The 20,533-nt window shown below is 71.8% G+C and carries 24 protein-coding genes; 10 read left to right on the top strand and 14 right to left on the bottom strand.

Annotated features, from left to right (window positions below; translation table 11 throughout):
• Window position 1 precedes the first annotated feature (1 nt).
• Window positions 2–568, top strand: a complete 567-nt coding sequence (locus ABLE68_RS15590) for a M23 family metallopeptidase (protein ID WP_348872558.1) — start codon at window positions 2–4, stop codon at window positions 566–568.
• Window positions 565–1,173 carry a pentapeptide repeat-containing protein gene (locus ABLE68_RS15585; protein ID WP_348872557.1) on the top strand — a complete coding sequence of 203 codons (609 nt, stop codon included), beginning with the start codon at window positions 565–567 and terminating at the stop codon, window positions 1,171–1,173. Before ABLE68_RS15590 ends, ABLE68_RS15585 begins: the two co-directional genes overlap by 4 nt.
• Here ABLE68_RS15585 and ABLE68_RS15580 read toward each other — a convergent pair.
• From ABLE68_RS15580 to ABLE68_RS15570, 3 genes are read right to left on the bottom strand one after another with little or no spacing between them, the layout of a single operon-like run.
• Complete coding sequence (locus ABLE68_RS15580) at window positions 1,170–1,895, bottom strand: VOC family protein (protein WP_348872556.1); 726 nt, start codon at window positions 1,893–1,895, stop codon at window positions 1,170–1,172. The genes ABLE68_RS15585 and ABLE68_RS15580 overlap by 4 nt on opposite strands.
• Before the next feature lie 16 nt (window positions 1,896–1,911).
• Window positions 1,912–2,376 carry a phage tail protein gene (locus ABLE68_RS15575; RefSeq protein WP_348872554.1) on the bottom strand — a complete coding sequence of 155 codons (465 nt, stop codon included), beginning with the start codon at window positions 2,374–2,376 and terminating at the stop codon, window positions 1,912–1,914.
• 38 nt (window positions 2,377–2,414) lie between these two features.
• Window positions 2,415–3,008 (bottom strand): TetR/AcrR family transcriptional regulator C-terminal domain-containing protein, encoded by a 594-nt coding sequence (locus ABLE68_RS15570; protein WP_348872553.1) that lies wholly within the window; start codon window positions 3,006–3,008, stop codon window positions 2,415–2,417.
• Window positions 3,009–3,116: 108 nt separating this feature from the next.
• Between ABLE68_RS15570 and ABLE68_RS15565 the strand changes: the two genes are divergently transcribed.
• The 3 genes from ABLE68_RS15565 to ABLE68_RS15555 are packed head-to-tail and all read left to right on the top strand — an operon-like array spanning window position 3,117 to window position 5,029.
• Entirely contained in the window at window positions 3,117–3,716 is a 600-nt protein-coding gene (locus ABLE68_RS15565; RefSeq protein WP_348872551.1) for a biotin transporter BioY, read from the top strand.
• Entirely contained in the window at window positions 3,717–4,418 is a 702-nt protein-coding gene (locus ABLE68_RS15560; RefSeq protein ID WP_348872550.1) for an energy-coupling factor ABC transporter ATP-binding protein, read from the top strand.
• Entirely contained in the window at window positions 4,415–5,029 is a 615-nt protein-coding gene (locus ABLE68_RS15555; RefSeq protein ID WP_348872549.1) for an energy-coupling factor transporter transmembrane component T family protein, read from the top strand. The genes ABLE68_RS15560 and ABLE68_RS15555 overlap by 4 nt, the downstream gene beginning before the upstream one ends.
• A gap of 51 nt (window positions 5,030–5,080) precedes the next feature.
• Here the strand turns inward: ABLE68_RS15555 and ABLE68_RS15550 are convergent, their stop codons facing one another.
• Genes ABLE68_RS15550 through ABLE68_RS15530 form a run of 5 tightly spaced genes read right to left on the bottom strand, consistent with a single transcriptional unit; the run spans window position 5,081 to window position 8,869 of the window.
• A complete protein-coding gene (locus ABLE68_RS15550; protein WP_348872547.1) occupies window positions 5,081–5,974 on the bottom strand; it encodes an endonuclease domain-containing protein in 894 nt (297 codons plus the stop codon).
• A 54-nt stretch (window positions 5,975–6,028) separates the two neighbouring features.
• Window positions 6,029–6,160 carry a hypothetical protein gene (locus ABLE68_RS15545; RefSeq protein WP_348872546.1) on the bottom strand — a complete coding sequence of 44 codons (132 nt, stop codon included), beginning with the start codon at window positions 6,158–6,160 and terminating at the stop codon, window positions 6,029–6,031.
• Between the two features lie 51 nt (window positions 6,161–6,211).
• The gene (locus ABLE68_RS15540) at window positions 6,212–6,868 is read right to left on the bottom strand and encodes an SDR family oxidoreductase (RefSeq protein WP_348872545.1); all 657 of its coding nucleotides are present in this window, start codon (window positions 6,866–6,868) and stop codon (window positions 6,212–6,214) included.
• Window positions 6,869–6,877: 9 nt separating this feature from the next.
• Complete coding sequence (locus tag ABLE68_RS15535) at window positions 6,878–8,278, bottom strand: amidase (RefSeq protein ID WP_348872544.1); 1,401 nt, start codon at window positions 8,276–8,278, stop codon at window positions 6,878–6,880.
• 36 nt (window positions 8,279–8,314) lie between these two features.
• On the bottom strand, window positions 8,315–8,869 hold the full coding sequence (locus ABLE68_RS15530; RefSeq protein ID WP_348872543.1) for an NAD(P)H-dependent oxidoreductase: 555 nt from the start codon (window positions 8,867–8,869) through the stop codon (window positions 8,315–8,317).
• Window positions 8,870–8,944: 75 nt separating this feature from the next.
• Between ABLE68_RS15530 and ABLE68_RS15525 the strand changes: the two genes are divergently transcribed.
• Window positions 8,945–9,559, top strand: coding sequence for a TetR/AcrR family transcriptional regulator (locus ABLE68_RS15525; RefSeq protein ID WP_348872541.1), 615 nt, complete (start codon window positions 8,945–8,947; stop codon window positions 9,557–9,559).
• Here ABLE68_RS15525 and cimA read toward each other — a convergent pair.
• Both cimA and ABLE68_RS15515 read right to left on the bottom strand, forming a co-directional pair.
• A complete protein-coding gene (gene cimA / locus ABLE68_RS15520) occupies window positions 9,528–11,108 on the bottom strand; it encodes a citramalate synthase (RefSeq protein ID WP_348873292.1) in 1,581 nt (526 codons plus the stop codon). The two genes, ABLE68_RS15525 and cimA, sit on opposite strands and share 32 nt — an antisense overlap.
• 82 nt (window positions 11,109–11,190) lie before the next feature.
• The gene (locus tag ABLE68_RS15515; protein WP_348872540.1) at window positions 11,191–12,819 is read right to left on the bottom strand and encodes a serine/threonine-protein kinase; all 1,629 of its coding nucleotides are present in this window, start codon (window positions 12,817–12,819) and stop codon (window positions 11,191–11,193) included.
• A gap of 119 nt (window positions 12,820–12,938) precedes the next feature.
• On the opposite strand from ABLE68_RS15515, the gene ABLE68_RS15510 reads away from it, so the two are divergent.
• From ABLE68_RS15510 to ABLE68_RS15495, 4 genes are read left to right on the top strand one after another with little or no spacing between them, the layout of a single operon-like run.
• Window positions 12,939–13,985 carry a FecCD family ABC transporter permease gene (locus tag ABLE68_RS15510; RefSeq protein WP_348872538.1) on the top strand — a complete coding sequence of 349 codons (1,047 nt, stop codon included), beginning with the start codon at window positions 12,939–12,941 and terminating at the stop codon, window positions 13,983–13,985.
• Window positions 13,982–15,055, top strand: a complete 1,074-nt coding sequence (locus ABLE68_RS15505; protein ID WP_348872536.1) for a FecCD family ABC transporter permease — start codon at window positions 13,982–13,984, stop codon at window positions 15,053–15,055. Before ABLE68_RS15510 ends, ABLE68_RS15505 begins: the two co-directional genes overlap by 4 nt.
• Entirely contained in the window at window positions 15,052–15,873 is an 822-nt protein-coding gene (locus ABLE68_RS15500; protein ID WP_348872535.1) for an ABC transporter ATP-binding protein, read from the top strand. The genes ABLE68_RS15505 and ABLE68_RS15500 overlap by 4 nt, the downstream gene beginning before the upstream one ends.
• Entirely contained in the window at window positions 15,857–16,861 is a 1,005-nt protein-coding gene (locus ABLE68_RS15495; RefSeq protein WP_348872534.1) for an ABC transporter substrate-binding protein, read from the top strand. Before ABLE68_RS15500 ends, ABLE68_RS15495 begins: the two co-directional genes overlap by 17 nt.
• Window positions 16,862–17,027: 166 nt before the next feature.
• Here ABLE68_RS15495 and ABLE68_RS15490 read toward each other — a convergent pair whose 3' ends face one another.
• Genes ABLE68_RS15490 through ABLE68_RS15475 form a run of 4 tightly spaced genes read right to left on the bottom strand, consistent with a single transcriptional unit; the run spans window position 17,028 to window position 20,507 of the window.
• The gene (locus ABLE68_RS15490; protein WP_348872533.1) at window positions 17,028–17,465 is read right to left on the bottom strand and encodes a hypothetical protein; all 438 of its coding nucleotides are present in this window, start codon (window positions 17,463–17,465) and stop codon (window positions 17,028–17,030) included.
• A 35-nt stretch (window positions 17,466–17,500) separates the two neighbouring features.
• Complete coding sequence (locus ABLE68_RS15485) at window positions 17,501–18,412, bottom strand: MBL fold metallo-hydrolase (RefSeq protein ID WP_348872531.1); 912 nt, start codon at window positions 18,410–18,412, stop codon at window positions 17,501–17,503.
• A gap of 9 nt (window positions 18,413–18,421) precedes the next feature.
• Entirely contained in the window at window positions 18,422–19,498 is a 1,077-nt protein-coding gene (locus tag ABLE68_RS15480; protein ID WP_348872530.1) for an ABC transporter substrate-binding protein, read from the bottom strand.
• Window positions 19,482–20,507: an ABC transporter substrate-binding protein gene (locus ABLE68_RS15475; protein ID WP_348872529.1), complete on the bottom strand. Its 1,026-nt coding sequence runs from the start codon at window positions 20,505–20,507 to the stop codon at window positions 19,482–19,484. Before ABLE68_RS15475 ends, ABLE68_RS15480 begins: the two co-directional genes overlap by 17 nt.
• Window positions 20,508–20,533 lie beyond the last annotated feature (26 nt).

Here is a 20,533-nt window from a genome sequence, read left to right as displayed (position 1 = left end):
CATGCGCCTCGGACGACTCGCCGCGATCCTGATCGCCCTCGGACTCGTCGCCTCGCTGGCGACCTCGGCGCGGGCGTCCGACCCGCGATGGGTCTTCTACTCGAAGGACAAGACCTACTACACGTCGCCGTGGTTCTACGGCGCCCACCGGATCATGGTGCCGTTCGGCTGCACGTCGGCGCCCTACTACTCCCCCGACCCGCGCTGCAGGAACGACCACGGCTTCCACCACGGGATCGACGTCGCGATGCCGTGCGGCACCCCGCTCTACGCCGCCTTCCGGGCCAAGGTCGTCTCCCACGCGAGCCTCGGTCCGGCGTACGGCGACAACCCCGTGCTGCTCCGCAACGCCAAGCAGGGCTGGGACCTGGTGATCGGACACACCCGGCGCGTCTACGTGAGCGAGGGCGACACGGTCACGAAGGGCACGATGTTCGCGCGGGCCAACGACCGCGGCGCACCCGACGGCTGCCACCTGCACTTCGAGAAGCGCGCCGTCGGAGGAGGCCTGTCGACGGCTGTGTCGCCGCGCGCGCTGCTCCAGCTGACGCCGCGGGAGAAGCCGTGACCCAACCGACCTCCGGGTCGATCGCCGGGGAGCACCTCCGCGACCTCGACTGGTACGGCGAGGACCTGGGCGCCGCGTCGTACACCGAGGTGACCTTCACCAACGTCGACCTCAGCGAGACCATCACGAAGGGCGCGACCTTCGACCGCTGCGTCTTCCACGGCTGCCGCTTCAACTCCTCGACCCACGTCGCGTCGGCGTTCGTGGGCTGCGACTTCCGGCGCACCAACTTCTTCGACGCGATGTTCGACGGCTGCAAGCTGACCGGCTCGGTCTTCACCGAGTGCGTCCTGCGCCCGATCGACCTGCGGGGTGGGCAGTGGCGCAGCGTCACGATCCGCGGCACCAACCTGACCAGGCTCGACCTCGCCGACGTCGACCTGCGCGACTCCGACCTGTCCCTCTCCGACCTCACGGGTTCGTCGCTACGCGGCGCCCAGCTGTCCGGCGCGACCCTGCGCCAGACCGACCTGACCTCGGCCGACCTGCGTGGCGCGAACCTCGACGGGGTCGACCTGTCGGCCGCCGTGCTCAAGGACACGCGGTTCGACCTCGCCGGCGCGGTGCTGCTCGCCGAGCTCAACGGCGCGGTCGTCGAGGTCTAGGACCCCGAGCTGACCGGCAGCACGCAGAACTCGTTGCCGGACGGGTCCGTGTAGGACCGCCACGGCAGGTCGCCCCAGTCGGTGCGGAGCGGAGCACCACCGCGCTCGATGATGCCGGCCTCGACCTGGTCGGCGTCGTCGCCCGTCTCGAGACGGATGTCGAGGTGCAGCCGGTTCTTGACCGCACCCTTCGGCGCCCGCTCCGGGCAGAGCTCGAGCAGCAGGCCGCGTCGCGACGGGTGACGCAGGGAGCGCGGCGCGACGCCGGCCACCTCGGTCCAGCCGGTCAGCCAGGACCAGAACTCCACGTCCCGGTCGGGATCCGCCGAGTCGAGCGGGACCGCCGCGATCGGGCCGGTGTCGGCGTACGCCGACCGCTCCTCCATCACGCACAGCGGGTTGCCCTCGGGGTCGGCGAGCACCACCCACGGCACGTCGCGCTGGCCGATGTCGAGGTGCCGCGCACCCAGACCGAGCAGTCGCTCGACGACCTCGTCCTGGCGATCGCCACCCAGGAGGTCGAGGTGCAGCCGCACCGGATCGGTGGGTGCGTCCGGCACCCGCTGGAAGCAGAGGTCGAGCTCCGGTCCGCCCTCGATGGCGAGCCGGGTCTCGTAGCCGGCGTGCTCGTCGGTCAGCTGTTCGCCGCCGACGACCGCCTCCCAGAAGCGGCCCACCAGCTGGGGATCGACGGCGTCGAAGACGAGGTTCTCGAAGTACACGCGGACCACCCTAGGTTCAGTAGGTGCCCTTGATGACGAAGAAGGACCCGCGGATCGTGCCCGCCAGCTTCGACTTCTGCCGGGCGAACTTGAAGCGGTCGGCCAGCTCGGCGGGGACCTCCATCCCGTCGGAGAGCTTGAAGCCGACGGCGCGCTTGCCGCCGTCCTCGAGCGTGTACATCACGTTGATCGAGAGGCCGGACTCGTAGAAGACGTAGGCCATCTTGATGCCCGCGACCTCGAACTCCGTGGCCTCCAGCGGCTTCGACTCGATGACCAGGTCGCGCTCGTCCTTCAGGATCGTGTGGATCCAGGCGATGGTGTCCTGCGCCTCGTCGGCGGGCTCGAGGGTGAAGGCGTGGTCGTACTTGTTCCTGAAGTAGCGGGCCTCGTTGGCCCGGAGCCCCGCGAGCGCGTCCGCGACCGGCGACGACTCGAGTCCGACGGTGGACACGTCCACGAAGTCGACGACGTACGACATGGGAACCTCCTGGAAGAGCGACTGGGTGTGCCCCGACGCTAGCGACCGCGCGAGGACCCGTGCTTCTCGATTCCTGACCAGTCGCTCGACCGTTGGCGGATCCCGTCCATCACGATCGCGAGGCCGACGCCGAAGTCGGACGACTCCCGCGGCTCGCCGTCGATGGCGCCGACCGAACCGGCCTGCAGGTGGGTCTGCTCGTCGGACACGTGACCGAAGACGAAGTGGAGCAGGGTGCGTGCGGCCGTCGGCACGAGCGCGGCGTCGAGGCCGCCGTCGGTGAGGGCCGCCGCGATCTCGTCGTACGGCGCCGCGGCACCGAGCCCGAAGGAGTGGACGGTCGCGACCAGCTCGGCGCCGTCGCGGTAGGCGAGCATCGCGTCGCGCAGTCGCCCGCACTCGGCGACGACGCGGTCGTCCCACGCGCCGGGCCGCGGGGCGCGGACGCCGCGTGCCAGGATCTCGTCGGCGACGGCTGCGAGCAGCGCCTGCTTGTTGGCGAAGTGGTGGTAGAGCGCGCTGGGCTGGACACCGAGCTCGGTGCCGAGCCGGCGCATGGTGAGGTCGGCGAGCCCGTAGGTGTCGAGGACGCGGAGCGCCTGCTCGACGACGTCGACGCGGCGGTAACGCACGTCACACCCCTCCTGCTGTCCAGTCACCGTTGACCCATCGGGAGCCTGAACCCTAACCTGAACGCCGTTCACCTGACCACCGTTCAGGTCCAGCAGAAGGAACCGAGCATGGCCATGACCGAGACGCCCACCACCGACACCCCGCCGGCCTCGCGCCGCTCCCCCGCGACCGACGTCGCGCTGATCGCGGCCTTCGCCGCCCTGATCGCTGCGTGCGCCGTCGTCGGCGGCATCCCGGTCGGCGGCGCCGGCGTCGACATCACGCTCCAGACCTTCGGCGTCCTGCTCGCGGGCTGCGTCCTCGGACCGGTCCGCGGCTTCCTGTCCGTCTCCCTCTACCTCGGTCTCGGCGCGGTCGGGCTGCCGGTCTTCGCCGGTCACACCGGCGGGCTCGCGCCCTTCACCGGCGCCTCGGCCGGCTACCTGATCTCGTTCCCCTTCGCGGCCGCGCTCGCCGGCCTGATCGTCTACCTCGGCGGCCCGCTCAAGACGCGCGCGGCGTACGTCTTCATCGGTGCGGCCGCCGGCACCGTGCTCAACCACCTGTGCGGCGTCGTCGGCATGAAGATCTACTTCGACGTCAGCTGGCACACCGCGTTCGTGTACGACGCCCCCTTCTGGGTCGGCGACGTCGTCAAGTCGCTGTTCGTCGCCGTGGTCGCCGCCGAGGTCCACCGCGCCTTCCCTCGCCTGCTGGGTCGCCGCTGAGTGTCGGTCATCGAGCTGGACCAGGCGTCGGTCGCCGTCCCCGGACCGGACCGTGACCACGACCTGGTCATCCTCGAGCCGACCACCCTGCACCTGACCGAACAGCGGATCGGGCTGGTCGGCGCCAACGGCTCCGGCAAGTCCACGCTGGCCCGGCTGCTCAACGGCCTGGTGACGGCGAGCTCGGGTCGGGTCGTGGTCGACGGGCTCGACGTCGCGCGCGAGGGTTCCGCCGTACGCCGCAAGGTCGGCTTCTGCTTCACCGACCCGGCGGCCCAGCTGGTGATGCCGACCTGCGTCGAGGACGTCGAGCTGTCGCTGCGGCGGACGGTCAAGAAGGCGTCCGAACGCCGAGCCCGTGCCGTCGAGGTGCTCGACCGCTACGGCCTCGCCGCGCACGCGGACTCCAGCGTGCACACGCTCTCCGGCGGCCAGCGGCAGCTGCTCGCGCTCGCCGGGGTGCTCGCGACCGAGCCCGCGATCGTGGTCGCCGACGAGCCGACCACGCTGCTCGACCTGGCCAACACCCGACGCGTCGGCGACGCGCTCTTCGCGCTCGAGCAGCAGCTGGTGCTGGTGACCCACGACCTGGACCTGGCTCGCCGGTGCGACCGGGTGCTGGTGATCGCGGACGCCGGCGTGCGGTTCGACGGCCCGGCCGACGCGGCGGTCGACCACTACCTGTCGACGGTGCCGTCGTGAGCTCGCCGTACCTCGTCGGGGTCTACCAACCCGGCACCACGATCCTCCACCGGCTGCCGGTGGGCGTGAAGCTCGGTGCGCTCGCGGTCTTCAGCATCGTGGTCGTGGTGGTGCGCAGCGCGCCGTACGCCTTCGTCTTCCTGGCGGTCGCCGTGCTCGCGGCCCTGGTGGCGCGCACGGACCTGCGCCTGGTCGCGCGGTCGCTGCGGTCGGTGCTGCTCTTCGCCGCGATCTTCGCCGCGCTGCAGTGGCTGCTCTACGGGCCGGCGAAGGCGACCGAGACGCTCGTCGACCTGCTCACGCTCGCGCTCGCCGCGATGGTGGTCAGTGCGACCACGCCGGTCAACGCGATGCTCGACGCCTTCATCCGCTGGATCGGCCCGCTGCGCCACGTCGGCGTCGACCCCGAGCGCGTCGCCCTCACCATCGGTCTCGCCATCCAGGCCCTGCCGGGCACCATCGCCCTGGCCGTCGAGACCCGCGACGCTGCCCGCGCCCGTGGGCTCGGCCGGCACCCGCGCGCCTACCTCACGCCGTTCGTCATCCGGGTCGTCGCGCGCGCCCACGAGACCGGCGACGCCCTGCACGCGCGGGGCATCGGGGACGACTGATCGGCCGGGACTCGTATCCGGACGGGCACAAGTCGCCCCGGCGCGAAGACGCTAGGCGCAACGACACCTCGACCAACCGACTTGTGCCCGTCGATCTACGACAGCGACGACGCCGACCAGCATCCGCCTCACGTACTCCGGGTCGGACATCACGTCCTCCCACGCGAATCGGAGCACCAGCCAACCGTCCGCGATCAGCAGGTTGTAGCGACGAGCGTCTCTCCGCAACGCCTGACGATCGCCGTGCCATGCGAACGAGTCGGCCTCCAGGACGATGCCGAGGTCCTCGTCGACCAGGTCCGGACGGCACCACGGCGTCGTCGAGGTGATCAGCCGTTGCGGCTCGACGTGGAGGCCCGGCACGTCGACGGCAATGGCACGTAACGCGCTCTCGAACGGGTTGGCGGCCTCCGGAGTGGCGAGCTCGGCGACGCGCCGCGCCTGCGGGCTACCCGGACCGTGCACCGAGGCAGCTGCGAGGGCGAGTGCCGTCTGTTCGCCCGCCCTCAGCGCCGAGTCAGCGACGGCCAGGGCCTCGTCGAACGGTAGGTGCCGCAGGCAGTCGCGCAACGTCGTGACCGCATCGGTTGCGACGCCGTCGATGACCTCGTCGGGAGCGAGGTCCTGGTAGTGGAGCTGCACGCCACGACGGCGATCGACCGAGACCGATCGTCGACGTGGCACGGTGACGTGCGGGTGCACGGGCACGACCTTCACCGCCCAGCCGTGATGGAGCGCTGCGCTGGTGCGGCTCAGCACACCCGAGAGCGCGTGCGCTCGACCACGGGCCTCATCGAGCTGCGGCAGCGCGTAGCGGCCGTGCGCCAGACGCACCACCTCACCCGTGCGGAGTGCGGCGTCGACGGCAGCGCGCGACGTCGCCGAGATCAGCGCTGCCCGGGTGGCAACGCCGCCGAGCGCGACCAATGTCTGCGCGACCTCCATGACGTCAGGCTGCACCGATCAACGGATCCCCGCCGAGGTCATCCACAGCGCACGTCAGTGCGGCGGATGTTCGGCGAGCCAGTCGGCAGCTCGCCGCTTCGAGGCCCGGGCGAGCCAGGCGTCCTGCACGACCTCGACGATCTCGTCGCGGGTGAGCTCACCGATCCGGCTGGCACGGAGCAGCACCGAGAGCGGTCTCGTGGACGTCCTCGGCGCGCGCCTTCCTCGACCGCGGGCTCATCCCTCGTAGGGCACCTCGACCTGCCAGAACTCCTCGTCCTGGTTGGCGGCGTCCCAGATGGCCTCGGCCACGTTGTCGGGGGTGAACGCGCCCTCCCGCGCGAGCGTGCCGCGCACGGTGACCGTGACGACGCGGATGCCGTCGGGCGCGAGCGTCGTGTCGAGGCTGCGCACCAGGTTGCGTACGCCGGCCTTCTGGATGCCGAGCGAGGCGGCCTTGTGCCACGGCTTGTCGGCCGCCATGCTGCCCGTCACCGTCACCCGGGCACCGGCCGACATGAACGGGCGCGCGGCCTGCACCGCGGTCAGCAGCGCACCGACGCCGAGGGCGACGTCGGTGAGCAGGTCGTCGACGGTGAGCTCGAGCGGGTCCTTCTCGCGGAAGGCGCTCGGATTGAAGTGGAGCACGTCGATCCGGTCGGCGAACCCGCCGAACCGCCCGATCGCCGCGGTCGCCTCCTCGACGTCGGTGACGTCCACGACCGTGTGGCCCACAGCGGCGCCCAGCGCCTCCAGCTCACCGGCCAGTGTGACGAGCTGCTCCTCGTCGACGCCGAGCAGGCCGACGTCGTACCCCTCGCGCGCGAAGCGACGCGCCACCGAGCCACTCACGCCGGGGCCGGCTCCGACGACGACGATCACAGGACGGCTCATGTGCTCACCTCACCATCCCGGCGGGCGGCGGTCCAGCCACGACGCGGCCGTCTCGACCTGGGCGGAGAGCGACAGCAGCAGCTCCTCCTCGGCGGGCCGGGCGGCCAGCATCACGCCGACGGGCAGACCGTCGGGCGTCCAGTGCGTCGGCAGCGAGATCGCCGGCATGCCCGTGACGTTCCACGCGGACGTCCACGGCGTGAAGGCCTTCTGGGCCGCGAAGTCGGCGGCCGGATCGTCGTCGTTGCGCACCGCGCCGACCTTCACGGGCGGCACGGCCAGGGTCGGCGTGAGCACGGCGTCGTACGGCGCCAGCGCGGTCAGCGCACCGGCGGCGTAGCGCCGCATCGCACCGACCGCGAGCCCGAACTCCGGAGCCGTCACGGCCCGACCCTGGTCGGCGAGCCAGCGGGTGAGGGGGCGGAGGAGGTGCTGCTTCTCGGGAGGTACGACGGAGAGTGCGGTCAGCACGGCCCAGCAGGTCTCGAAGACCGGCACCGCCTCCCGCGGCAGCGGCACGGGGACGTCGACGACCTCGTGACCGAGCGACTCCAGCAGGCGCGACGCGTCCTCGTAGGCCTGCACGCACTCGGGGTCGACGGGAGTGTCGGTGATGACTGGTGTGATGAAGCGACCGATCCGGAGCCGCCCCGGATCACGGCCGCAGGCCGACACGAACGTCTCGGAAGGAGGTGGCGCCCAGGACGGATCTCCCACCCGACGACCGGCGAGCACGTCGAGCATCGCCGCCGCGTCGGCCACGGTCCGGGCGATCGGCCCGGCCGTCGCCAAACCCACCGGGTCGCCGTACATGGGGTGACCACTGATCCGCCCTCGGGTCGGCTTGAGGCCGACCAGACCGCAGCAGGAGGCCGGGATCCGGATCGAGCCTCCTCCGTCGGAGCCCTGGGCGACGGGCACCAGCCCCGCGGCGACGGCGGCCGCCGCACCACCCGAGGAGCCGCCCGCGGTGCGGGTCCGGTCCCAGGGCGTAACGGCCGGGGGCGCGACGTCCGGCTCGGTGTAGCAGGGCGAGCCGAACTCCGGTGCGTTGGTCTTGCCGAGGCTCACCAGCCCGGCGGCCTCGATCGACAGGGTGACGCCGTCGGAGTCCTCGGGCACGTAGTCCGCGAAGGCGGCCGAGCCGAAGGTCGTGCGGACGCCGGCGGTCGCGTTGAGGTCCTTGATCGCGGTCGGCACGCCCCAGAGCGGACCGGCGTCGTCGGGCCGCGACCCGAGCCCGGCGGCGCGCTCGCGCGACAGCTCGGGGGTGAGCGTGACGAACGCGCCGACCGAGTCGAGGCGGTCGGCGCGTTCGAGGTAGTGCTCGGTGAGCTCGAGCGGCGACACCTCGCGGCGTCGGACGAGCTCGCCCTGCTCCAGGGCGGTCAGGTCATGGAGTGCGGCCACGACCCGACGGTAGTCCCCGGGACCAGGGCGGGAGGGTCAGGCCGCGGCGGCGTCCACGTCGTGGTCGACGAGCAGCTGGACCGCGTTCGTGAGGCGGGCCAGCACCTCGGGATCGGTCAGCACGTCTACCTCGAGGGCCGACTGCGAGACGGTGACGTCCTCGACGACGACCGCACCGGCAATGCCGGCGGAGCGGGCCGTGTCGGCGTGCGCCCACTTGCCGCCGTACGGCGTGGGGGTGGTCCCGACGACGCCGAACGGCTTGCCGACCAGGGCACCGGCGCCGTACGGGCGCGACAGCCAGTCGATCGCGTTGTTGAGGACGGCCGGCATGGTGCCGTTGTACTCCGGCGTGACGGCCAGGACGCGGTCGGCGCCCGAGACCTGCTCGCGCAGCGCGGCGGCCGCAGCGGGGATGGTGGTCGGGTGGTCGAGGTCCTCGTTGTAGAACGGGATCTCGCCGAGGCCGTCGACGATGTCGACGGTGACGCCCGTCGGAGCCTGCGCGGCGAGGATCTCGGCGAGCTTGCGGTTGACGGAGTCGGAGCGGAGGCTGCCGACGAGGACAGCGACGCGGGTCTGGTTGGTCATGTGAGGCTAAACGGACCGCGGTCCGGTTTCTATTCCGAGGCAGCGCGTGGGCTCGGTCACTAGGCTCGCGCCGACATGTCCGACCACCACCTCCTCCCCCTCCTGGGTGCTCCCCCGCCGGAGCGCCGCGATGCCGCGCGCAACCGGGAGCGCCTGCTCGACGCGGCCAAGGAGCTGGTCGAGCGCGACGGCGCCCCGGCCGTGACGATGGACGCCGTCGCGCACGCGGCAGGCGTCGGCAAGGGGACGCTCTTCCGCCGGTTCGAGTCCCGCGAGGGCCTGATGGCGGCGGTGCTCGACCACTCCGAGACCGAGTGGCAGGCGCAGGTCATGTCCGGCGAGCCGCCGCTCGGACCGGGGGCCGACCCCTGGGAGCGGATGCTCGCGTTCGGCCGCACCCGGCTGGAGACGACGCTGCTGCACGCCGAGCTGATCCGCGAGGCGGGCCGGTCCGGTGCTCGGGCGTCGGGTGCCTACTCGTTCACGGCGACGCACGTGCGCTACCTGCTGACCCAGCTCCACGTCGACGGCGACGTGCCCCTGCTCGCGGTCGCGATCCTCGCCCCGCTGGAGCTGCCGATCCTCGAGCAGGTGTCGCTCGACGGCTTCCCCATCGACCGCTTCTACGACGGCTGGGTCGACCTCGTCCGCCGGATCGTCAGCCCTGGTGGCGCAGCAGACCGAACGTGACGCCGTCGACCAGTGCGCCCCACGACGCCTCGATGACGTTGGCGCCGACGCCGACGGTCACCCACGACGTCGCACCGTCGCTGGTCTCGATCAGCACGCGCGTGATCGCGTCGGTGCCGTGGCCCTGGTCCAGGATCCGCACCTTGTAGTCGATGAGCTCGAACTTCGCGACCTCCGGGTAGGCCTGACCGATCGCCTCGCGCAGCGCGTGGTCGAGCGCGTTGACCGGGCCGTTGCCCTCGCCGGTCACGACGTAGCGCACCCCCTCGGCCCTCAGCTTGACGGTCGCCTCGGTGACGGCATCGCCGTGCGGCGTGGTCTCGGTGATCACCCGCCACGACTCGACGTCGAAGTACGACGGTCGCGTGCCCTCGACCTCCTCGATGAGCAGCAGCTCGAACGACGCGTCGGCGGCCTCGAACGTGAAGCCGCCGTTCTCCAGCCGCTTGACCCGCTCGGTGATCCGGGTGACCAGCTCACGGTCGCCCGAGAGGTCGAAGCCGAGCTCACGACCCTTGAGCTCGATCGACGCGCGGCCGGCCATGTCGGAGACCAGCAGCCTCATGTCGTTGCCGACGCCGGCCGGGTCCATGTGCTGGTAGAGGTCCGGGTCGACCTTGATCGCGCTCGCGTGCAGGCCGGCCTTGTGGGTGAAGGCCGAGCTGCCGACGTACGGCTGGCGCGACGCCGGCGGGAAGTTGGTGACCTCGGCGACCGCGTGCGCGATCCGGGTGGCCTCGCCGAGCAGGCCGGCCGGCAGCACCTGCTTGTCGAGCTTGAGCTCGAGGTTGGCGACGACGGCGACGAGGTCGGCGTTGCCGGTGCGCTCGCCGTAGCCGTTGATCGTGCCCTGCACGTGGGTCGCGCCGGCGTCGACCGCGGCGAGCGTGTTGGCGACCGCGCAGCCGGTGTCGTTGTGGCAGTGGATGCCGACGCGCACCTGGGCGTTCTCGCGCACGTCGTGGACGACGTCAGCCACCCAGCCCGGCAGCATGCCGCCGTTGGTGTCGCAGAGCGCGATCACCTCGGCACCCGCGCCGTACGCCGTGCGCAGCACCTCGAGGGCGTAGTCGCGGTTGGCGCGGTAGCCGTCGAAGAAGTGCTCGGCGTCGAGGAAGACGGTCTGCCCGTTCTGCCGCAGGTGGCTCACGGTGTCGCGGATCATCTCGAGGTTCTCCTCGAGCGTGGTGCGCAGCGCGAGCTCCACGTGGCGGTCGTGCGACTTCGCGACCAGCGTCACGACGCTCGCGCCGCTGTCGCGCAGGGCGGCCACGAGCGGGTCGTCCGCCGCCTTCACCCCGGCCCGACGGGTCGCGCCGAACGCCGCGAGCCTGGCGTTGCGCAGGTCGAGCTCGTCGACGGCCCGGCGGAAGAACTCGGTGTCCTTGGGGTTGGCCCCCGGCCAGCCGCCCTCGATGTAGCCGACCCCGAGGTCGTCGAGCTGGCGCGCGATGGAGAGCTTGTCCGCGACCGAGAGGCTGAGCCCCTCCTGCTGCGCGCCGTCGCGCAGCGTGGTGTCGTAGACGTGGAAGGCGCCGTGCAGGTCCATCGTGTGCAGCTCTCTTCGTCGTGCGGACATAAAAAAACCTCTCGGGGTACGAGAGGTGGCGCGTCGGGCGGGGCTCGACGCGCTAGCGAATGATGATCACGCGGGGTGACATGACAGCCATGCTGCCACGCGCCCCCGTGTCGTGGCGACCGATTCCGGCCAACGGACGGTCCTGCCCGGGCGTCCAGCTCGCGCCGGACAGGTCCGCCCGGAAGCCGAGGACGACGATCGCGGCGACCACGACGAGCGTCGCGATCGCCCACCGCCGGGGGTCCGCGGCGAGCGGGTTCACGACCCGACCGACCGGCCCCCGCACGCGGGAGCCGCCGGGCCCGAACCACAGCGAGCCGGTCAGCACGACCCCGCAGACGAAGAGCGCGAGCGAGATGCCGGTCGCGATCGAGTAGCAGACCAGCGCGGCGGCCGCGGCCAGGCCGAGGCTCCAGAGTGCGAGCAGGACGGTCCCCGGGATCGACTGGACGAGGTGCCAGGGCGCCGCGATCAGCAGCTGCGCGCCGTCGTACCACTTGCGCCCGCGGAACTGCCGGCGCTGGTCGTGCGCCGACGCCGCGAGCGAGCCGCTGCGCAGCAGCCACACGACGACCAGCAAGAGACCCGTCGTGACCCAGGGGTACGCCGCGCACCCGGCCCCCGCCGCGACGGCGGCCGCGACCAGCAGCGTGCCCCGGCGGAACCGTTCACCGAACGACACCTTGGGAGCGGCGGGCTCGTAGGTCGTGGGTTCGCCGTACGACGTGAGCGCGAGCGTGTGCGGCTCGGCGGCGTCGTGGCCGGGCCACACGTCGGTCTCGTCGTCTGCCGCAGCCTGCGAGGCGAGCGCCAGCGGGACCGTGTAGGGGTCGTGCGCGACAGCCGCCGGCGGGGCGGTGGGCGCCTGACCGCGGTGGGTCGTGAGCGGCCGCAGCCACGCGAGCAGCTGGTCGAAGGTCGGGCGGTTGCGGGGCTCGGGGTCGAGCGCGGCGGCGACGACCTGGCTGAGGTCCTGCGGCAGGCCGGACAGGTCGAACTGCCCGCGGCGGACCCGGTCCATGATCGCCATCGACGGTCCCCGCCCGAACGGCGGATGACCGAGGCCGGCGTACGCGACCGTGGCCGCCCAGGAGTGCACGTCGGAGGCCGCGGTCGCGTCCTCGCCGTAGAGGATCTCCGGCGCGAGGTAGCCCGGGGTGCCGAGCAGCCAGCCGGTGTGCGTGAGCCTGGGGTCGTCGGCGACGCGGGCCAGTCCGAAGTCGATGAGGATCGGGGTGCGACCCTCCATCAGGACGTTCGAGGGCTTGACGTCGCGGTGCAGCACGCCCGCGGCGTGCACCGAGGCGACCCCCTCCGCGAGGCAGGCCGCGAGCCAGTAGAGGTCGGAGCCCGTGATCGGGCCGTGCTCGACGATCTGGTCGTGCAGCGAGAGACCGGGGACGTAGCGGGTCGCGACGTACGGGATGTCGGCCCACGGGTCGGCGTCGACGATCTCGGCGACCCACCGGCTGTGCACCCGACGCAGCGACCCGACCTCGCGCTCCAGGCGTCGCCGCGCCTCGTCGTCGCCGACGATGTGCGGCCGCAGGACCTTGAGCGCGACGCGGTCGCCCTGGTCGCGGCGGGCGAGGTGGACGACGCCCATGCCGCCCTCACCGAGCTTCGCCAGGAGCGTGTAGCCGCCGACGTTGCCGCCGACCTGGCCCCCGCTCTTCGTCACGGAGCGAGGCTACCTGTGAGCGACCCCGCAGCCCGGGAGGTGGGCACCCCTTGCCGCGCCGGGCGACCGTACTACTAAGGTTAGCCTTACCTGCCTTGCTGATGCCGCGAAGGACGCCCATGACCACGATCGCTCCGACCCCGGTCGGCGCTCCACTGCGCACGCTCCCCCGCGTGCGCCGGGGCAGCGTCCGCGGGCTCCTCGTGCTGGCCGCCCTCCTGGTCGTGGCCGGCCTGCTGAGCCTGGCGATCGGCAGCCGCACGATCCCGCTCGGCACGGTCGTCGACGTGCTCCTCCACCCGGACGGATCCGACGCGTCGACGATCGTGCACGACCTCCGCATCCCGCGGACCGTCGTCGCGATCGCGGTCGGCCTGGCCCTCGGGGTCGCCGGCGCACTGATGCAGGGCCACACCCGCAACCCGCTCGCCGACCCGGGCCTGCTCGGCGTCGAGGCCGGCGCATCGTTCGCCGTGGTGATCGGCATCTACGTCTTCGGGGTCACCGAGCTGACCGGCTACGCCTGGTTCGCCCTGCTCGGCGCCGGGCTCGCGTCGGTCGCGGTCTTCGCCATCGGGTCCACGCGCGGCGGTCCCGATCCGGTCTCGCTCGTGCTGGCCGGTACGGCGGTCAGCGCCCTGCTCTACGCGCTCACCCAGACGATCCTGCTCCGCGACATCGACACGCTCGACGACTACCGCTACTGGTCCGTGGGCTCGGTGGCCGGTCGCGACATGGACGTCTTCTGGGAGGTGCTCCCCTTCCTGGTGGTGGGTGTGCTCCTCGCGGCGATCAGCGCCGCGAAGCTCAACCTGATCCAGCTCGGCGACGACGTGGCGGTCTCCCTCGGACTGCACCCGATGCGGCACAAGGTCATCGGCGTCCTCGCCGTGATGATGCTGACCGGCGCGGCCACCGCCGCCTGCGGACCCGTCGGCTTCGTCGGACTTGTCGTGCCCCACGTCGCCCGCTTCTTCGCCGGCGTCGACTACCGCTGGGTGATCCCCTACTCCGCGCTGATCGGCGGGATCTTCCTCGTGGCGGCCGACGTCATCGGACGGGTCGTCGTCCGGCCGGCCGAGCTGCAGGTCGGCATCGTGATGGCGCTGGTCGGCGGCCCGGCGTTCATCGTGCTCGTCCGCCGCAGCCGGATGGTGCGGATATGAGCACGGCCCTCGCCCGCCCGCTGCGCGTCGGCCCCGTCTCGTGGCTGCTACCGGTCCGCGCCGGCATCGTCACCGTCCTCGGCCTCGTCGTCCTGGCCGCGCTCGTCGCGGTCGACCTCGCGAAGGGGGACTTCGAGATCCCGGTGACCGACGTCGTCAGGACGCTGCTCGGCGGCGGCGACCCCGGCCAGCGGTTCATCGTGATGGAGCTGCGGCTCCCGCAGACCCTGGTCGCGATCCTGGTCGGCCTCGCGCTCGGCCTGGCCGGCGCGCTGACCCAGACCTTCGCCCGCAACCCGCTCGCCAGCCCCGACATCCTCGGCGTCGACCAGGGGGCGGCGCTCGGCGCGGTCGCCGTGATCGTGCTGACCGGCGTCTCCGGCTACGGCGGGGGCCTGGTCAGCGGCACGCTGCAACAGGTCGGCGTACCGATCGCGGCGTTCATCGGTGGTCTCACGGCTGCCGTCCTGCTCTACGTGCTGTCCTGGCGCCGCGGCATCGACGGCCAGCGGCTGATCCTGATCGGCATCGGGATGAGCTTCGCGCTGACCGCCCTCACGTCCTACCTCCTGGTCAACGCCCGGATCCAGGACGCCGCCAGCGCCCAGGTCTGGCTCAACGGGTCGCTCAACTCCCGCGGCTGGGACCAGGCCTGGCCGTTGGTCTGGACCCTGGCCGTGCTCGTCCCGGTCGCCCTCCTGCTCGCCCGTTCGCTCAACGCCATGCAGCTCGGCGACGACCCGGCGCGCGGGCTCGGCGTCCGGCTCCAGGTCACCCAGCTGCTCACCCTGGTGGCAGCGGTCGGGCTCGCCTCGGTCGCCGTGAGCGCGGTCGGCCCGCTCAGCTTCGTGGCCCTCGTGGTCCCCCAGATCGCCCTGCGCCTGACCGCCGGCCCCCGTCCCCCGATGCTCGCGTCGATGATGGTCGGCGCGTGCCTGGTCGTGGCGGCCGACGTCGTGACCCGGGTCGTCCTGCCCTTCTCGGTCCCCGCCGGCATCGTCACCGCCGCGATCGGCGCGCCGTACCTCATCTGGCTCCTGCTCCGCTCCAACCGAAAGGTGTCGGTATGACCGCCCACCGTCTGCGCGCCGAGTCCGTCACCGTCGGGTACGGCGCCGAGCCGGTCGTCCGCGACCTGTCCCTGGCGATCCCCGACGGCCAGGTGACGACCATCGTCGGCCCCAACGGCTGCGGGAAGTCGACGCTCCTGCGGACGATGGCGCGGCTGCTCAAGCCCACCCACGGGCAGGTCCTGCTCGACGGTCAGCCGGTGCACGACCTGCCCACCAAGGACATCGCCCGTCGCATGGCGCTGCTGCCGCAGAGCCCGGTCGCCCCCGACGGCCTCGTCGTGCGCGACCTGGTCGGCCGCGGGCGGCACCCGCACCAGCGCTGGTTCAGCCAGTGGTCGCCCGAGGACGAGCGGATCGTCGAGTCCGCGCTCGAGATGACCGGCACCGCCGCGCTGCGCGAGCGACCGCTCGACCAGCTCTCGGGCGGCCAGCGCCAGCGCGCCTGGATCGCGATGACCCTGGCCCAGGACACCGACCTGATGCTGCTCGACGAGCCCACGACGTACCTCGACCTCGCCCACCAGGTCGAGGTCCTCGACCTGGTCACCCGTCTCAACCGCGAGCGGGGTCGCACCATCGTGATGGTGCTGCACGACCTCAACCTCGCGGCCCGCTACAGCGACCGGATCGTCGCGATGAAGGACGGCGTGGTCGCCACCGACGGCACGCCCGCCGAGGTGTTCACGCCCGACCTGCTCGCCTCCACCTTCGGTCTCGACGCGGACGTCCTCGAGGACCCGCGGACCGGTCTCCCGATCGTCGTCCCCACCCCCTCCACCCACCAGAAGGACCTGACCCATGCCCCGACTGCGTGACCTCATCGGCGCGTCCGTCGCCGTCGTCCTCGCCGCGACGCTCGCCGCGTGCGGCAGCGACGGCTCCTCGACGACCGCCAGCCCCGAGGACAGTGCGACCCCGAGCGCCGGACCCTGGTCCTGGACCGACGACCTCGGCCAGGAGGTCGAGCTCGACCAGGCGCCCGTGCGGGTCGCGGCGTACGGCGATGCTGCGGCGGCCCTGTGGCACTTCGGCATCACGCCGGTGGCGATCTTCACCTGGAGCGACCCGGCCGAGGACGTGATGTTCGACGGGCTCGACCTCGACGACACCGAGGTCGTGGGCTCGACGTACGGCGAGATCAACCTCGAGCAGCTCGCCGCTGCGCAGCCCGACATCATCGTGGCGACGTCGTACACCGGCGACACCCCCGACGAGATGTACGGCTTCAAGGACAAGGCCCAGCTGGCCAAGGTCAAGGCGATCGCGCCGGTCATCGCGGTCGCCCAGGTCGGGTCGATGAAGGACGTCATCGAGACGAACGAGGAGCTCGCCGCCTCGCTCGGCGTCGACACCAGCGACGACAGCCCGGTCGGTCAGGACCGCGCGGCCTTCGAGGCGGCGTCCGCGAAGCTCAGCGAGGCCGCCGAGACCGGTCTCTCCGTGGTGCCGATCTACGCCGACGCCGACGGTCTCTACATCGCGAAGGCGCCCGACGACCCGGCCCTGCTCTACTACCAGGACCTCGGCGTGAACTTCACCAAGATCGGCGGCAAGGACTACTACTGGGAGATCCTCAGCTGGGAGAACGCCGACCGCTACGACCCGGACCTGTTCATCAACGCCACCCGCAACTCCTACTCCACCGAGCAGCTCGGCGAGCAGCCGACCTTCGCCCGGACCACGGCGTACCAGAGCGGCCAGATCCACGACTGGGACTCGTCGTCGATGGACTACCCGTCACAGACGGCGTACATGGAGGACCTCGCCGGCTGGCTGAGCACCGACCAGGACGTCGCCTCCTAGAGGTCGCCTCTCGAGCCATGGGCGCGCTGATCGGGGCAGATGAGTGCGGCAACTGGCCAGGGCGTCATACGACCTGGTCGCCCCGGCAGCCAACTCGTATGACGTCCCGGAGCAACCGCTCATCGGCAGATGGGTGCGGCCAGGCATCGTCGTCGGGATGGAACCCCTAGCCGGCGGTCCAGACCCGAGACTCACCGGGCACGACGCTCATGTCCCGGAAGGTCGGGACCCGCTTGAGCGTGGCGGGCTTGTAGGGCACGAGGACGACGAGGGCGATGCCGTCGCGGTGCTCGAGCTCGACCTGGACGGCGTCGCCGCTCTCGATGAGGACGTCGGAGACGAAGGCCGCCGCCCGGGTCTCGGCCGCGGCGGCACGTGCTCCGTCGTAGACGCTGGCCAGGACCTGCTCGGGCTGCGGGTGCTCCCCCAGGGTCGGGTCCGCAGCGGTCAGCGACGCCTCACCGCCGGTCGCGACCGAGGCGCCGAAGGGGTAGAACTGCCCGTTCTTGCCGAGGAGCTCCTGGGCCAGCGGCAGCACGAGGTTGAGCAGACCGTCCAGGTCCTTCTGCGCTTGGGCCGATGCGGTGCTGCGCCAGGAGGTCATGACTGGCGATCTTGGCACACCGGTCGGCCGACCTATCAGGCCCAGGGGTCCTCGCGCCGCCGCACGGTCGGGAAGTGGACGGAGACGCCGGACGCGGCGGCGAGCTCGTCGAAGACCCGCATGGTGACGTCGAGGTCGTCACCGAGGTAGGGCAGCGCCCGCAGCGGCTGGTCGAGCGGTCGGAAGAAGTCGTCCCAGTGCGTCAGCACCACGCGACGCGCGCCGACCGCGTCGACCGTCTCGGCCCAGTAGGTGCGGATGTAGTCCTCGCTCTGGACACCGAGCTGGCCGACGCCGAGGTAGGCCACGTCGGCCGTGCGCCCGGCGAGCGAGCCGGTCACGAAGCCGGCGCTCCCCTGGAGCAGCGCGCTCGCGCCACTCGCGTGCTCGACCAGGATCGACCAGGCCTCGCCGCACTTGTACGCCGCCACCTTCACCGGCGGGACGACCGGCTCGGTGATCTCGCCGGGGAAGCGGTCCGGCGGGCAGTGGTGGGACTCGACCAGCGTGAGGGTGAAGGCGCCGTACGCCATCGGCTCGCCGGGCGTCGCCACCCGGATCCGGTCGGCGGGCAGACCGTGGCCGCGACCGACGTTCGCCGTCGACTCACCCCCGACCAGCACGGCGCCGGTCCGGTCGGCGACCACCGCCGAGTCCATCGCGTGGTCGAAGTGGCTGTGCACCGGGAGCACGGCCGCCACCCGGTCGATGCCCGCGCGGGAGAGCCCGGCGTCGATGCGGGCGGCGTCGGGAGCGACCTTCCCGAGCAGCACCTTCGCGAGCGGCGGTCGGGAGAAGAACCCGTCGGTCAGGATCGCGGTCTCGCCGTCGTCGACCAGCAGGCTGGCGACGCCGAGGAAGGTCGCGCTCAGCGGTCCGTCGGCGGGCGGGACGTCGAAGCGGTCGGCGTACGTCGCGATGTCGGGCCGACCCAGCTTGAGGCGCATGCCGGAACGCTAGCCGCTGACGACCGGCACCTCGGTCTTCGGGTCACCGTCGGCCGCGGCGGCGAGCATCGGCAGGAACCGCTCCAGGTTGTAGGGGATGCTGATCGGCGTCACGAAGCTCTGGGCGACGTAGAAGTCGCCGTCGCTCTCGGAGATGTCCATCCACCGGCCTTCCTTGCCGGCGTCGGTGGACTGGAAGATCGAGTCGACGTCCTTGGCCTTCGCCAGGTCGAACCACACAGCGACCCCGATGTCGCCGAGGTCGGAGGTGCGCTCGGCGCTGACCGAGACACCGAACTCGCTGTCGTCGGCGTCGGTGATCAGCGAGTGCAGGTCGAAGCCCAGGTCGGTCAGCAGTCGGGAGCGCGGGTCCTCCGGGCCGTAGAGGAAGAGCCCTTCGTACGGCGTGACGACGGCGGCCGTCTGTCCCCCGAACTCCGGGTGCGCCGCGGCTCCGTCGGCGATCTGCTTCGTGGCCTTGTCGATGAGCTCCTGAGCCGCCTTCGGCTTCCCGATCGCGGTGCCGAGCATCAGCGCGGCCTCCTCCCACGGGGTGCCGTAGTCGGCGTAGTCGCCGTTCTGCGCGACGACCGGGACCCCCATGGCGGACAGCTTCTTGTAGTCCTGCTCGGTGAGCCCGCTGTAGGCGCCGATGATCAGGTCCGGCGCGAGTGCGGCGACCTTCTCGATCTCGACCCCGTTGGTGTCCTTGAGGACGGTCGGGAGCTCGGCGTCGCCGAGGTAGTCCCGCGCCCAGGAGTTGATGCCGCTCTCGTCGCCGAACCAGTAGGTCACACCGACCGGTACGACGCCCAGGGCCATCAGCGTGTCCTGGTCGGTCAGGCCGACGCAGACCACGCGCTCCGGCGCCTTCTCGATCGTCGTCTCGCCGTACTTGTGCTTGATGGTGACGGGGAACGCCGCCTCCTCGGGAGCTGCGCTCGAGCCACCCGTCGAGGGGTCGGCGGCGCTGCCGCTGTCGCTGTCACTGCCGCAGGCGGCGAGGACGGGTGCGAGGGCGAGGACCGAGAGGCCGGCGAGGAAACGTCGGCGGTCGGTGGATGCGGGGCTAGGACGGGTATGCACGGGGTGCCTTTCCAACGGATGCTGCTTCGAGCATCGGAGTGAGGTGGTCGAGGGTGTAGTCGAGGCTGAGCGGGGTGAGGAAGTAGAGGGCACCGGCGAGGATCTCGTCGGTGTAGACGGCCCGGCCCTCGGTGACCGCCGGCAGCGTGCCGATGGTGCCGAAGTCCTGGAGCCCGTCGAACTGCTTCGCGCTCTCGGTGGCGAAGACGACGACGTCGGCCTCGAGCAGCGGCGTGTTCTCGGCGGAGATCTCGGCCTGCGAGCCGGCCTCCGGGGCGTAGCCCTCGAGCCCCTGGGTCATCGAGAAGCCCAGGTCGGTGAGGAAGTCGGTGTTGAGCCCGTCGGGGTAGACGTAGATCAGCCCGTCGTACGGCCCGCCCTGGGAGAAGGTCGCGGTCTGGCCGGCCCACTCCGGGTGCGCGGCGGCGGCTTCGGCGTACGCCGCGTCGGTCTCGTCGATGATCGCCTGGCCGTCGGCGGTGCGACCGAGGGCCGCGGCGATCTGCAGCACCTGGTCGCGCCACGGCGAGAAGTACTTGTCGCCGCCGGCCACGTTGGTCACGGTCGGCGCGATCGCGGAGAGGAGCTCGTAGTCCTTCTCGCTCATCCCCGAGTTGGTGCCGATGATCAGGTCCGGCTCGAGCGCCGCGATCTTCTCGAACTCGAAGCCGTCGCTGACGCTGAGCACCTCCGGGTGCGCGCCGCCGAGCAGGTCGTGGGCCCAGGGCCAGGTGGCGTCCGGCTGCTCGCCGTACCACTCGGTCACGCCGACCGGCACCACCCCGAGCTGCAGCACGATGTCCTGCTCGGTGACGCCGACGGTGACCACACGCTCGGGCGCCTCGGGCACCACGGTGGTGCCGTAGCGGTGCTCGACGGTCGCCGGGAAGGTGCCGTCACCGGTGCTCGCCGAGGCCGTGGGCTCGGGCTCGGCTGCGTCGCTGCCACAGCCGGCGAGCGCGAACGGCACCACCAGCGCGGCGGCGACGAGCAGGGTTCTGGCACGCACGATCAGGCTCTCCTTGTTAGGTGAGC

This window comes from Nocardioides pollutisoli, from assembly GCF_040045055.1.
GTDB classification, from domain to species: domain Bacteria; phylum Actinomycetota; class Actinomycetes; order Propionibacteriales; family Nocardioidaceae; genus Nocardioides; species Nocardioides tweenelious.
Note: the sequence above shows the minus strand (reverse complement) of the source record. Positions and strands in the feature narration are given on the sequence as shown.